Source organism: Halobacterium sp. CBA1126 (assembly GCF_009741975.1).
Lineage (GTDB): Archaea > Halobacteriota > Halobacteria > Halobacteriales > Halobacteriaceae > Halobacterium.
In genome coordinates, this window is sequence record NZ_WPCF01000082.1 from 1 (window position 1) to 11,818 (window position 11,818).

Annotated in this window: 12 protein-coding genes, 1 tRNA gene and 1 pseudogene; 9 read left to right on the top strand and 5 right to left on the bottom strand. The window is 69.7% G+C overall.

All coding sequences use genetic code 11. The features are described from left to right. Together GJ634_RS11220 and GJ634_RS11225 are read left to right on the top strand one after the other, a co-directional pair. Positions 1 to 361 (top strand): pirin-like C-terminal cupin domain-containing protein (locus GJ634_RS11220; protein WP_331714129.1); only part of this gene is annotated, 361 nt, incomplete at its 5' end. Positions 362 to 466: 105 nt separating this feature from the next. Then, positions 467 to 1,030, top strand: a complete 564-nt coding sequence (locus GJ634_RS11225; RefSeq protein ID WP_157502866.1) for an NAD(P)/FAD-dependent oxidoreductase — start codon at positions 467 to 469, stop codon at positions 1,028 to 1,030. A gap of 82 nt (positions 1,031 to 1,112) precedes the next feature. On the opposite strand, the gene GJ634_RS11230 is transcribed toward GJ634_RS11225, so the two are convergent. Then, complete coding sequence (locus GJ634_RS11230) at positions 1,113 to 1,727, bottom strand: TetR/AcrR family transcriptional regulator (RefSeq protein ID WP_157502867.1); 615 nt, start codon at positions 1,725 to 1,727, stop codon at positions 1,113 to 1,115. A 101-nt stretch (positions 1,728 to 1,828) separates the two neighbouring features. On the opposite strand from GJ634_RS11230, the gene GJ634_RS11235 reads away from it, so the two are divergent. Beyond that, complete coding sequence (locus tag GJ634_RS11235) at positions 1,829 to 2,728, top strand: DUF3267 domain-containing protein (RefSeq protein ID WP_157502868.1); 900 nt, start codon at positions 1,829 to 1,831, stop codon at positions 2,726 to 2,728. A gap of 21 nt (positions 2,729 to 2,749) precedes the next feature. Here the strand turns inward: GJ634_RS11235 and GJ634_RS11240 are convergent, their stop codons facing one another. From GJ634_RS11240 to GJ634_RS11250, 3 genes are all read right to left on the bottom strand, one after another. Further along, positions 2,750 to 3,262, bottom strand: coding sequence for a hypothetical protein (locus tag GJ634_RS11240; RefSeq protein ID WP_157502869.1), 513 nt, complete (start codon positions 3,260 to 3,262; stop codon positions 2,750 to 2,752). After that, positions 3,263 to 3,565 (bottom strand): hypothetical protein, encoded by a 303-nt coding sequence (locus GJ634_RS11245; RefSeq protein WP_157502870.1) that lies wholly within the window; start codon positions 3,563 to 3,565, stop codon positions 3,263 to 3,265. Between the two features lie 237 nt (positions 3,566 to 3,802). Then, positions 3,803 to 3,877 (bottom strand) — tRNA-Val (locus GJ634_RS11250). Positions 3,878 to 4,026: 149 nt separating this feature from the next. Here GJ634_RS11250 and trpD point away from each other — a divergent pair. From trpD to trpG, 4 genes and pseudogenes are all read left to right on the top strand, one after another. Further along, complete coding sequence (trpD, locus tag GJ634_RS11255) at positions 4,027 to 5,037, top strand: anthranilate phosphoribosyltransferase (RefSeq protein ID WP_157502871.1); 1,011 nt, start codon at positions 4,027 to 4,029, stop codon at positions 5,035 to 5,037. After that, positions 5,034 to 5,676 (top strand): annotated as a pseudogene (locus GJ634_RS11260) (phosphoribosylanthranilate isomerase). The gene trpD and the pseudogene GJ634_RS11260 overlap by 4 nt, the downstream one beginning before the upstream one ends. Positions 5,677 to 5,702: 26 nt before the next feature. After that, positions 5,703 to 7,265 carry an anthranilate synthase component I gene (trpE, locus tag GJ634_RS11265; protein WP_157502874.1) on the top strand — a complete coding sequence of 521 codons (1,563 nt, stop codon included), beginning with the start codon at positions 5,703 to 5,705 and terminating at the stop codon, positions 7,263 to 7,265. Further along, on the top strand, positions 7,262 to 7,855 hold the full coding sequence (gene trpG / locus GJ634_RS11270) for an anthranilate synthase component II (protein WP_331714130.1): 594 nt from the start codon (positions 7,262 to 7,264) through the stop codon (positions 7,853 to 7,855). Before trpE ends, trpG begins: the two co-directional genes overlap by 4 nt. On the opposite strand, the gene GJ634_RS11275 is transcribed toward trpG, so the two are convergent. After that, a complete protein-coding gene (locus GJ634_RS11275) occupies positions 7,852 to 8,043 on the bottom strand; it encodes a hypothetical protein (protein WP_157502872.1) in 192 nt (63 codons plus the stop codon). The genes trpG and GJ634_RS11275 overlap by 4 nt on opposite strands. Positions 8,044 to 8,391: 348 nt before the next feature. On the opposite strand from GJ634_RS11275, the gene GJ634_RS11280 reads away from it, so the two are divergent. Together GJ634_RS11280 and GJ634_RS16480 are read left to right on the top strand one after the other, a co-directional pair. Next, positions 8,392 to 11,535 (top strand): adenosylcobalamin-dependent ribonucleoside-diphosphate reductase, encoded by a 3,144-nt coding sequence (locus GJ634_RS11280; RefSeq protein WP_157502873.1) that lies wholly within the window; start codon positions 8,392 to 8,394, stop codon positions 11,533 to 11,535. A 91-nt stretch (positions 11,536 to 11,626) separates the two neighbouring features. Next, positions 11,627 to 11,758: an HVO_2523 family zinc finger protein gene (locus GJ634_RS16480; RefSeq protein ID WP_269449535.1), complete on the top strand. Its 132-nt coding sequence runs from the start codon at positions 11,627 to 11,629 to the stop codon at positions 11,756 to 11,758. The last annotated feature ends 60 nt before the right edge of the window (positions 11,759 to 11,818 follow it).

An 11,818-nucleotide genomic window follows, 5' to 3' on the forward strand; every position in this document is an offset into this window, starting at 1 on the left:
CGACCCCGACTACGTCGACGCCACGCAGGCCGACCTCCCGACCGCGGAGTACGACGGCGCGACGGTGACGACGGTCGTCGGCGACGGCTCGCCGCTGGCCCTCCACACGCCGATGGAGTACCTCGACGTCCGCGTCTCGGACGCCTGGGAGTGGTCGATTCCCGGGGACTGGACGGGCTTCGTCTACGGCGTCGCCGGCGAGGGCACCGTCGACGGCAGCGAGTTCGGCGAGGGCGACGTGTTCACCGTCACGGACGCGACCGCGGTCGACCTCCGCACCGAGTCCGACCTCCGCGCCGTCGCCGTCGCCGGCCGCCCCCACGACGAGCCGATTCAGCAGCGCGGCCCGTTCGTGCTCTGAGCGGCCGCGCTATCGCCGCTCGCCGCGTCACGCGGCGTCGTATCGGCAGCCGCCGGGTTTTACCAGATGGTAAGCTACTTCCTCGGGGCGCCCCCACGAACGCGTATGGCAGACGTAGCAATCGTCGGCGGCGGTCCCGCCGGCCTGTCCGCAGCGCAGTTCGCCGCGAAGAACGACCTCGACACCGTCGTCTTCGACACCGGCGAGACGTGGATGCAGAAGGCCCACCTGTTCAACTACCCGGGCGTCCGCTCGATGGACGGGATGACGTTCGTCGACGTCGCCCAGAAGCAGGCCGAGGCCCGCGGCGCCGACCTCCACGAGAACGAGGAAGTCACCGGCATCGAAGAGGCCGGCGACGGCTTCGCGCTCGCGACCGCTGACGGCGAGTACGAGGCCGACTACGTCGTGCTCGCGACCGGCGGCAACCGCGAACTCGCCGAGGACCTCGGCTGCGAGTTCACCGACGAGGACGTCGTCGACGTCAACGTCGACATGCAGACGTCCGTCGACGGCGTCTACGCCACCGGCGCGATGGGCCGCGACACGAAGTGGCAGGCCGCCATCGCCGTCGGCGACGGCGCGGCCGCCGTCCTCGACGTCCTCTCGAAGGAGAAGGGCGAGTACTACCACGACTTCGACATGCCGTCGGACGTCCCCGAACTGTAACGCGGCGCCACCTCCTCCGTTTCCGACGCCCGCACAGCAGCGGCTGTCTCGTCCGGAGCGAACTTCCCCAGAGAAAACGAGGTTAGTCCTCGCGTTCCAGCGAGTCGAGGACGAACTCGTCGATGGCCGCGCGGGCCTCCTCGGGGGCGTCGTCGTGCCCGAGAGCGAGGCGGCGCTCGCGGGCCGCGTGGATGACGTCCGTGAGCAGCTGGCCCACGCGCTCGGCGTCGACGTCCCGGAAGACGCCCTGCTCGATGCCGTCCTCGACGACGTCGACGATGCTGCCGCGCAGCCGCGCGTAGTGCTCCTCGAAGAGCTCGCGGTGCTCGTCGTCGTGCTGCGCGTGGGCGTACAGCTCGTGGTAGACCTTCATGCGGTCCCAGTGCGTGAACTCCTCGAACTCCGGCCCGAACAGGCACTGGTCGATGCGCGCGTCCAGCTCCGACCGCGGGTCCATCTCCGCCTCGACCGCGACGCTGCCCTCGTACTGGTCGATGACGTACTCCAGGAACGACGACAGGAGGTCGTACTTCCCGTCGAAGTGGTAGTGGATGACCTGCCGCGACAGCTCCATCTCCTCGCCGATGTCCCGGACCCTGAGGTCCTTGTAGCCGTGCTCGCTGAGCGCCCGGAACGTCGCCTCCATGATCTCCTCGCGGGTGTCGTTTGCCTCGGCGATGCCGTCTGCGTCGCTCATGAGGACTCTCTTGGTGTGGCGGACACATATCGGTTTCTTCACCAGTCGGCGGCGGCCCCGGCTACCAAACCACTTACCCGCCGGCTGGGCGACACTCCGGTATGACCTCGGCCGACGCGGAGACCGTGCTCGCGGACCTCGAACTGACCCGCGGGCTCACCATCCAGATGACCGCGCTCGGGACGCTCGGGATGGTGGTCGCCGTCACCGCGTTTAGCGGCCTCTACCAGGCCGTCACCGGCCACCCGGTGTCGTTCGACTTCGCCCCCGCGGGCGCCGGCTGGTGGACGACCGCGCTGGACGTCCTCGTGCTGCTCGTGCTGACGACGGTGTTCGTCGTCCCCCACGAGCTCTTGCACGGGCTCGCCATCCGGTACTACGGCGGCGAAGCGAAGTACGGCGTCGGCGTCGCGCACTTCATCCTCCCGTACGCGTACGCCACCACCGACCACGAGTTCACCCGCGACCAGTTCGTCGTCGTCCTCCTCACCCCGCTCGTGGTGCTGACAGCGGTCGGCGTCCCGCTGATGCTCGGCCTCGAGTGGGGGTGGCTCGTCGTCCCGCTGGCCGCGAACGCCGCCGGCGCCATCGCCGACCTCTGGATGACGATGACGCTGCTGGGCTTCCCCGAGGACGTCCGCCTCGAAGACCACGCTGACGGCGTCCGCATCCTCGGCCGCGAGAGCGACCGGCCGCGCGCGCTGTCCGTGACCGCCGTCGTCTGGGACGCCCTCGCCGGCGCCGCCGTCGCCACCCTCGGCGTCTTCGTCGTGCTCGCGGTCGCCGGCCCGCTCACTCTCGACGCGCTCGGCGTCACCTCGCTGACGGTCGGCACGCCGGACACGTTCGCCTTCCTGTTCGCGTTCTCCTCCTCCCCGACCGAGATATCGATGAGCGTCGGCCCCGCCGTCCTCGCTATCGGCGCCGTCGTCGGGCTCGCCTACGCGTTCGCGCAGAGCTACCGGCGCGTGCGGAAGCCCGGAGAACGAGCCGGCGAATAGGTTGGAGCTGCCAGTGCGCTGCTACTCGTCTTCGAGCAGCGAGCGCGCCCGCTGGACGTAGCTGTTGGCGTCCCAGCTCCGGGCCGCGCTGACGTCGTCGAGGAGCGCGAGCGCGTCCTCGGCCGTCAGCCGCTCCGTCCGAACGAACACCGAGAGCAGCGTCGGCGTCGTGACCAGCCGCGTGTCGGCCAGCGACGCGTGGACGAGCCCGAGCCGGTTGAACTCGTCACACAGCAGGAGTGCCGCTTCGGCGTCGTTCGCGAGCGTCACCGCGGCGTTCTCGCCGTCGTCGAGCGGGAACTCCGAGTCCAGCTCGACTGACTGGGTCGTCGCGTCGTCGAGACGGTCGAGCACGTCGCTCGCGGCTCGACCGTGTTCGTCGTCGTAGGACGCCAGCTGGCGGAGTTCGTCCGCGACGACGGTCGGGACGCGGACGTCGTAGGCGGACACGCACAGCGCGAGCGGGTCGGGGTCGCCGCCGGCTGCGACGCCGAGGCTGACCAGCGCGGGGGTGTCTGCGACGAGCGTCGTCATCTATTGCTCGGCGACGTCGTCGACGAAGTCTTCGTCCAGCTGCTGCTTGAGGACCCGGAGGTTCGCGGCCTCCTCCGCGCCGACGAGGGACTTGAGCTGGTCGTAGGAGATTTCGTCGTCGTAGTACGCGGCCGCGATCTCCTGTGTGAGCGCGTCGTCGTGGGTGGCGTCCTGCAGGTACTCGCGCAGGGCCGTCACGAGGATGTCCGTCCGGTCCTCGCCGAGGACGGTCGCGAGCGCGTCCGTCCGGTCGATGAGGCGGTCCGGCGCCCGGAACTGCACTCGCTTCTTGTCAGCGCTCATGATGTGTACGTTGTGAGCGCGTCCACTTAGCGGTTTTCGTGTGTACAGTGTGAGCCAACCGCGACCGGTCAGTTCGACACTCCACGACAGACGCGGCCACACGCGTCGCTCCGCGGTTCAGGTAGCAGCGTTCGGCGGATTTGAACCGGAGGAAGACTCGCTCCCGCTCGTCTTCCAGGGTTCAAGTCCTTCCAGCCGCGCTACACGCGTCGCTCGGAGGCGAGCGACGCGAGAAAATGGGTTGGGGCGGATTTGAACCGCCGACCTCCTCCATGTCAAGGAGGTGTCATAGCCTGACTAGACCACCAACCCGCGGCGGTCTTCGAACGCATCCCAGCGTAGTCCGGGGGTACAGTTGAAGGTTTCGAATCGGCACCCGCGTGGGGGCGGCTCCCCCGGCAGAGTTAAGTTTCTGTACAGACTTGTACACTACAACGCGAAGAAGTACACTGGTGTCCATAATGCAGGAATACATCGAGCGCGTCACCGCCGGCGAGGACCTCACCCTCGACGAAGCGCGTGACGCCGTCACACGGCTGTTCGAGGACGCGACTGACGCGGAAATCGGCGCGCTGCTTGCCGCGCTCCGCGCGAAAGGCGAGACCGAGACCGAAATCGCGGGGTTCGCGCAGGGGATGCGCGACGCCGCCCACACCATCGACCCGGACCGCGAACCGCTCGTCGACACGTGCGGGACCGGCGGCGACGACTACGACACCATCAACGTCTCCACGACGTCCACGATGGTCGTCAGCGGCGCCGGCGTCCCCGTCGCCAAGCACGGCAACTACTCCGTCTCCTCCTCGTCCGGGAGCTCCGACGTCCTCGACGAGGTCGGCGTCGATCTCGACGCCAGCCCGGAGGCCGTCGAGGAGACCATCGAGGAGTACGGCATCGGCTACATGCACGCCCCCGAGTTCCACCCCGCGATGAAGGCCGTCATCGGCCCGCGGCGCGAGCTCGGCGTCCGCACCATCTTCAACGTGCTCGGGCCGCTGACGAACCCCGCGGGCGCGGACGCCCAGGTCGTCGGCGTCTACGACCCCGACCTCGTGCCCGTCATCGCCCGCGCGCTCTCGCACATGGGCGTCGACCGCGCGCTCGTCGTCCACGGCGACGGCCTCGACGAGTTCGCGCTCCACGGCGAGTCCGTCGTCGCGGAACTCGACGGCGGCGACATCGAGGAGTACACGGTCACGCCCGCGGACTTCGGCCTCGAGGAGTCGCCCATCGAGGCCGTCTCGGGCGGGACGCCCGAGGAGAACGCCCGCGACCTGCGCGGCATCGTCGCCGGCGACGTCACCGGCGCGAAGCGGGACATCATCCTCGCGAACGCGGGCGCCGCCATCTACGTCGCCGGCGAGGCCGACTCGCTGCGAGCCGGCGCCGAGCGCGCCGCGGAAGCCATCGACTCCGGGGCCGCCGAGCGGACGCTCGAGGCGCTCCGGGACCCCGCGACGGCGACGCGATGACGCGCGCGAAAATCTGCGGGCTGACGAACGGAGCGGACCTCGAGGCGGCCGTCGACGCCGGCGCGGACGCGGTCGGCTTCGTCGTCGACGTGCCCGTGGACACGCCCCGCGAAGTGAGTGCAGAGAAGGCGGCCGACCTCGTCGCAGCAGCGCCGCCGTTCGTGACGACGGTGCTCGTGACGATGCCCGAGACGCCCGAGCGCGCCGTCGACCTCGTCGAGCAGGTTGAGCCAGACGCCGTCCAGCTACACGGCGACGGCCCCGTCGAGGACGTCGAGCGCGTCGCGGACCGGACGACCGCTGCGGTGCTGAAGACCGTCGACGCCGCCGACCCCGAGGGCGCACGCTACGACGACGTCGCCGACGCGCTGCTCGTCACTCCGTCGACGAAGAAGGCGCGGGCGGCACCGGCCGCACGCACGACTGGGACGCGACCCGCGAGTTCGCCGACGGCGTGGACTCGCCGGTCGTGCTCGCGGGCGGCTGACGCCCGAGAACGTCGCCGAGGCCGTCGCGACCGTCGACCCGTTCGCGGTGGACGTGGCCTCGGGGGTCGAACGGACGGGCGGCGAGAAGGACCACGACGCGGTCCGGCGGTTCGTCGCGAACGCGACCGAGCGCCGGGAGGTGGAGGCGTGACCGCCGACGGGGCGACCGCTGCGGGGCTGGACACCACGCGCAGCGAGTTCGCCGACCTCGCCGACGACGGCCCCGCGGTCGTCCGCGTCGCCGCCGACCTCGACACCGACGTCTCGCCGCTGTCCGCGTACGCCGAACTCACTCGGGGCGACTACGGCTTCCTGCTGGAGAGCGCGGAGAAGACGTCCGCGAGCGACCCGGACGGCGCGTTCCGGCCGTCGGACGCCAGCGAGGACCGCCACGCGCGGTACTCGTTCGTCGGCTACGACCCCGCCGCGGTCGTCACCGCCCACCCCGACGGGACCGACGTGCGGGCGCTCCGCGAGGACCGCGTGACCGAGTTCCTCGACGCGGGCGACGGCGACGTCCTCGACCAGCTCCGGGGCGCGCTCCCGGACGTCGACCGCCGCGGGTTCCCCGACGAGGACCGCCAGCTGCTCGACGGCGGGCTCGTCGGCTTCCTCGCGTACGACGCGGTCTACGACCTCTGGCTCGAGGAAGTCGGCGTCGAGCGCCCGGCGACGCCGCTGCCGGACGCGGAGTTCGTGCTGTCGACGCGCACGCTCGTCTTCGACCGCGCGACCGACACCGTCTCGCTGGTGTTCACGCCGCTCGTCGGCGAGCGCGACGACCCCGACGACGTCTACGACTCGCTCGTCGCGGAGGCCGAGCGCGTGCAGCGCGACCTCGCGGCCGCCGCCGACCCCGAGTTCGGCGATTTCCGCGTCACCGACGAGCGCGCCGGCCCCCGCGACGAGTACGAGGCCAGCGTCGAGAAGGCCAAGGAAGCCGTGCTGGACGGCGAGGTGTACCAGGCCGTTGTCTCCCGCACCCGGGAACTCGACGGCGACGTCGACCCGCGCGGGCTCTACGCTGCGCTCCGCGACGTCAACCCCTCGCCGTACATGTTCCTGCTCTCGCACGACGACCGCACCGTCGTCGGCGCGAGCCCCGAGACGCTCGTGGCCGTCCACGACGACACCGTGCTCAACAACCCCATCGCGGGCACCTGCCCGCGGGGGTCCAGCCCCGTCGAGGACCGCCGGCTCGCCGGCGAGATGCTCGCCGACGAGAAGGAGCGCGCCGAGCACACGATGCTCGTGGACCTCGCGCGCAACGACGTCCGGCGCGTCAGCGAACCCGGGAGCGTCCGCGTCCCCGAGTTCATGCGCGTGCTCAAGTACAGCCACGTCCAGCACATCGAGTCAACCGTCACGGGGACGCTCCGCGACGAGATGGACGCCTTCGACGCCACCCGCGCGTCGTTCCCCGCAGGCACGCTCTCCGGCGCGCCGAAGGTCCGCGCGATGGAGCACATCCACGCCCTCGAGGCCTCCCCGCGGGGCATCTACGGCGGCGGCGTCGGCTACTTCTCGTGGAACGGCGACGCCGAGTTCGCCATCACGATCCGGTCCGCGACCATCAGTCACGCTGGCGAGCAGGACACCCTCCGCGTGCGCGCCGGCGCGGGCATCGTCGCGGACAGCGACCCAGCGGCGGAGTTCGACGAGACGGAGGCGAAGATGGACGGCGTGCTCGCGGCCGTCGAGCGCATCCGCGAGGACGCCGCGCCGGAGGTGGAGCGGTGAACGTCCTCTTCGTCGACAACTTCGACTCGTTCACGTACAACCTCGTGGAGTACGTCTCCGAACAGACCGTCGACGGCGAGCGCCCGGAGACGACCGTGCTGAAGAACACAGCGAGCCTCGACGACGTGCGCGACGCCGACCCGGACGCAATCGTCATCAGCCCCGGGCCCGGCCACCCGAAGAACGACCGCGACGTCGGCGTCACCGCGCCGGTCCTCCGCGAGGTCAGCACCGACGTGCCGACGCTCGGCGTCTGCCTCGGGATGGAGGCCGCGGTCTACGAGTACGGCGGGACGGTCGGGCGCGCGCCCGAGCCGATGCACGGGAAGACGAGCCCGGTCGAGCACGACGGCCGCGGCGTCTTCGACGGCATCGAACAGGGGTTCCCGGCGGCGCGGTACCACTCGCTGGCCTGCGACGCGGTTCCGGACTGCTTCGAGGTGTCCGCGCGCACCGACCACGACGGCACCGAGCTCGCGATGGCGGTCCGCCACCGCGAGCACCCCATCGCCTGCGTGCAGTTCCACCCGGAGAGCGTGCTCACGGCGGCGGGCCACGACCTCGTGGAGAACTTCCTCGCGTCCGTCTAGCCGAGCAGCGTCGTGACGACCCACGCCGCGCCGACCAGCAGGGTCGCGACGACCAGCAGTCTCCACGCGACGCTGAGGACGAACCGGCCGACGAGCACGATGACGGTGATGGCGACGAGCGCGACCAGCAGCGTGCCCAGCGGGGACGAGGTCAGGCCGCCGAGCGCGAGTACGAGTGCAGCGAGCATGCTCGGGTCCACGCAGACCACGGACTTAAGCGAGGGGGCAGTCCGCGTCCCGGCACCCCTCGCCGGTTCCGCCGCGCGCCCGAAACTGAAACCCCGCCCCCGTCGGCGGTTTCCGGGGGTCGAAGCCGACCACTTTCACGACGCTTTGGCTAGGGTTATATCCGTTCCAGCCCAACGGTTCAGGCACGCAGATTCGGGGCGATTCGCGGGCGGCCAGCACGGGGGGACGAAACGCAACTACTAACCACCCGTGCCCGGTACCTTGTCGTCCCTGACGACACCCGAAATTCGACCATCCATGATACACCAACAACCCACCACACGGCCCGTACCGAGGAGTGAGTGTCTATGAGTTCGCCGAACGTCTCCGCGGACGAAGTCGAGCTGCCCATCAAGCGCACCACGGGCGACTCCCTCGAGGAACGGCTCACCGCGAACGCCTACCACAACATCCTGCCCGCGCGGTACCTCCGCAAGAACACGGAGGGCGAACACATCGAGGAGCAGGAGGACCTGTTCCCGCGCGTCGCGAAGAACATCGCGCTCGCGGAGGTCGTCTACGAGGCCGACGAGCCGGTCGAAGTCACGCCCGACCAGCTCAAGCCCGACCACCCGCGCCGGGACGAGCTCGTCGACGAGGTCTTCGGTGAGGACGTCGCCGTCGGCGACGACGAGACGGTCGCGCTCACGGAGAGCAACGTCAACAAGTTCGCGTACGACACCGTCGTCCCCGAGCTCGACGACGAGTCGGTCCGCGAGCACGTCGAGGCCAAGCGCGAGGAGTTCCAGCAGCTCATGGAGGACCTCTCCTTCATGCCGAACTCGCCGACGCTGATGAACGCCGGCGACGAGCTCCAGCAGCTGTCGGCGTGCTTCGTCGACTCCCCGGACGACGACATCACCGACATCCACCAGACCGCCAAGGAAGCGGCGGAGGTCTTCCAGTCCGGCGGCGGCATGGGGTACGCGTTCTGGAAGCTCCGGCCGTACGGCGACACCGTCGGCTCCACCGGCGGGATCGCCTCCGGCCCGCTGACGTTCATGGAGACGTTCGACCAGATGTGCGAGACCATCGCACAGGGCGGCGCGCGCCGCGGCGCGCAGATGGCCGTGATGCGGGTCAGCCACCCGGACGTCATCGAGTTCATCCACGCGAAGAACAAGGACGTCAGCCTCGCGCACACGCTCAAGCTCAACGACCCCGACGACTACACGTACACCGAGTTCTCGGAGGCCCTCGAGGAGGCCCGCGAGCTCATCGACGACGAGGGTCGGGTCCCCGAGCACCTCCGGAACGCCGTGGAGGGCCACCTCTCGAACTTCAACATCTCCGTCGGCGTCACCGACGGCTTCATGGAGGCCCTCGAGAACGGCGAGGAGTACACGTTCACGAACCCGCGCACCGAGGAGCCCCACATCGCCACCGAGGAGACCGAGGAGATGTACTCCCGGTACGGGCTCGGCGAGTACGTCACGCCCGGCGAGGAGCTCACGCTGCCGGCGGAACTGGTCTGGGAGCGCATCGTCGAGGGCGCCCACGAGAACGGCGAACCCGGCGTCATCTACCTCGAACGCGTCAACAAGCAGCACTCCTTCGACGTCGAAGAGCACCCCGATCACCGCATCCTCGCGACGAACCCCTGCGGCGAGCAGCCCCTCGAGGAGTACGAGGCGTGTAACCTCGGCCACATCAACCTCTCGACGCTCGCGGCGCAGGACGCCCCCGACTGGCGCGTCTGGAGCGAGGAACACGACTTCGACACCCTCGAAGAGGGCGTCAACCGCTTCCTCGACGACGCGCTCGACGTCGAGGAGTTCGACCACCGCATCGAGCAGGGGACGCGCTTCCTCGAGAACGTCGTCACGATGTCCGACTTCCCCGTCGAGGAGATCGAGGAGAAGGTCTCCGAGATGCGGAAGGTCGGCCTCGGCGTCATGGGTCTCGCGCAGCTGTACATCCAGCTCGGCGTGAAGTACGGCAGCGAGGAGGGCAACGAGATTGCCCGGCAGGTCATGCGCCACATCGACCACGGGTCGAAGGAAGCCAGCCACGAGCTCGCGACCGAGCGCGGGAGCTTCGACGAGTGGGACAAGTCCAAGTACGCGGACCCGACGGCGTACCCCGAGTGGTTCGAGCACCACACCGGCGAGGACGCCGAAGACTGGGAGGACGGCTTCCCGATTCGGAACCACAACACGACGACCATCGCGCCGACCGGCACCACGTCGATGGTCGGGAACACCACGGGCGGCTGTGAGCCCATCTACAACGTCGCCTACTACAAGAACGTCAGCGACGACGTGCAGGGCGACGAGATGCTCGTGGAGTTCGACGACTACTTCCTCCGCACGCTGGAGGCCAACGACATCGACGTCGACGCAGTCAAAGAAGAGGCCCAAGAGCAGATGGCGAACAACGACTTCGACGGCGTCGACGGGCTGACGACCGTGCCGGACTCCATCGGCGAGCTGTTCGTCGTGACCTCGGACCTCTCCGGGAAGGACCACGCCGCCGTCCAGACGGCCTGTCAGGAGGGCGTCGACTCCGCCATCTCGAAGACGTGTAACTTCCCGAACGACGCGTCCGTCGAGGACATGGACGAGGTGTACCGCTACATCTACGAGAACGGCGGGAAGGGCGTCACCGTCTACCGCGACGGCACCCGCAGCAAGCAGGTGCTGACGACGCGCGCCGAGAACACCGAGTTCTCCGAGATGGACGAGGACGAGGCCGCGGAGGCCATCGTCGAGACCATCCAGGAGACGTTCGGCGGCATCGAGGGCTTCCTCGACAACGAGGACGTCCAGGCCGCGTTCGGCGACGAGCTCCGCGAGCTGTTCGAGACCGGGGACGCCGACGGCTTCGACGGCGAGTTCGCCGAGAAGCAGCCCCGCCCCGACCTCCTCCACGGCGTCACCCAGCGCATCGACACGGGCTACGGGAAGCTCTACGTCACCATCAACGAGGACCCCGAGCAGGAGCGGCCGTTCGAGCTGTTCGCGAACACCGGGAACAGTGGCGGCTTCACGGGCTCGTTCACGGAGGCGCTCGCGAAGACCATCTCGGTCGCGCTCCGGTCGGGCGTCGACCCCGAGGAGATCGCGGACAAGCTCCAGGGCATCCGGTCGCCGAAGGTCGCGTGGGACAAGGGCGAACAGGTCAACTCCATCCCGGACGCGTTCGGCACCGCGCTGCGGCGCTACCTCGACGGCGACGTCGACCGCGCCGCCTACCCCCAGCAGCAGCGCCTCGGCGAGGTCGGCGACGACGCCGCCTCCCCCGAGACCGACGGCGGCGCGACTACCGAGTCCGCCGTCGGCGGCCCGCAGGGGCCCTCCGGCGCTGGCGGCGACGGCCAGCAGCAGGACGACGCGACGCAGTCGCTCATCGACGCGGGCGAGAGCCCCGAGTGCCCGGACTGCGGGTCGATGACGCTGTACTACAGCGAGGGCTGCAAGACCTGCGAGTCCTGCGGCTGGAGCGAGTGCTGAACTGAGCGGCTAGCAGACGGTTCTGCGACTTTCTCCCCGTTCTCGACCCGCGAGAGTCACGCCTATGGTGGTCGCGCACGCAGCGGTGGGTATGAGCGAGCAGTCCGGCGGGGGCGGCAGCCGCTGTCCGATGTGCGGCGCGGCGATGTTCAAGCGCCACTGCAAGTACGTCTGCCCGCAGCACGGCGTCGTCGCGGACTGCGCCGACCCGTTCACGTTCTGACTACGCGCGCCGCTGCCAGACGCGGTACGCGACCGGGCTCAGCAGCGCGGCCGCCGCGAG

What these genes read in the sequence shown, in the direction of transcription:
- GJ634_RS11225 (WP_157502866.1), top strand. Translation starts at nt 467, where the DNA reads ATGGCAGACGTAGCAATCGTCGGCGGCGGTCCCGCCGGCCTGTCCGCA.
- GJ634_RS11230 (WP_157502867.1), bottom strand. Translation starts at nt 1,727, where the DNA reads ATGAGCGACGCAGACGGCATCGCCGAGGCAAACGACACCCGCGAGGAG.
- GJ634_RS11235 (WP_157502868.1), top strand. Translation starts at nt 1,829, where the DNA reads ATGACCTCGGCCGACGCGGAGACCGTGCTCGCGGACCTCGAACTGACC.
- GJ634_RS11240 (WP_157502869.1), bottom strand. Translation starts at nt 3,262, where the DNA reads ATGACGACGCTCGTCGCAGACACCCCCGCGCTGGTCAGCCTCGGCGTC.
- GJ634_RS11245 (WP_157502870.1), bottom strand. Translation starts at nt 3,565, where the DNA reads ATGAGCGCTGACAAGAAGCGAGTGCAGTTCCGGGCGCCGGACCGCCTC.
- trpD (WP_157502871.1), top strand. Translation starts at nt 4,027, where the DNA reads ATGCAGGAATACATCGAGCGCGTCACCGCCGGCGAGGACCTCACCCTC.
- GJ634_RS11275 (WP_157502872.1), bottom strand. Translation starts at nt 8,043, where the DNA reads ATGCTCGCTGCACTCGTACTCGCGCTCGGCGGCCTGACCTCGTCCCCG.
- GJ634_RS11280 (WP_157502873.1), top strand. Translation starts at nt 8,392, where the DNA reads ATGAGTTCGCCGAACGTCTCCGCGGACGAAGTCGAGCTGCCCATCAAG.
- GJ634_RS16480 (WP_269449535.1), top strand. Translation starts at nt 11,627, where the DNA reads ATGAGCGAGCAGTCCGGCGGGGGCGGCAGCCGCTGTCCGATGTGCGGC.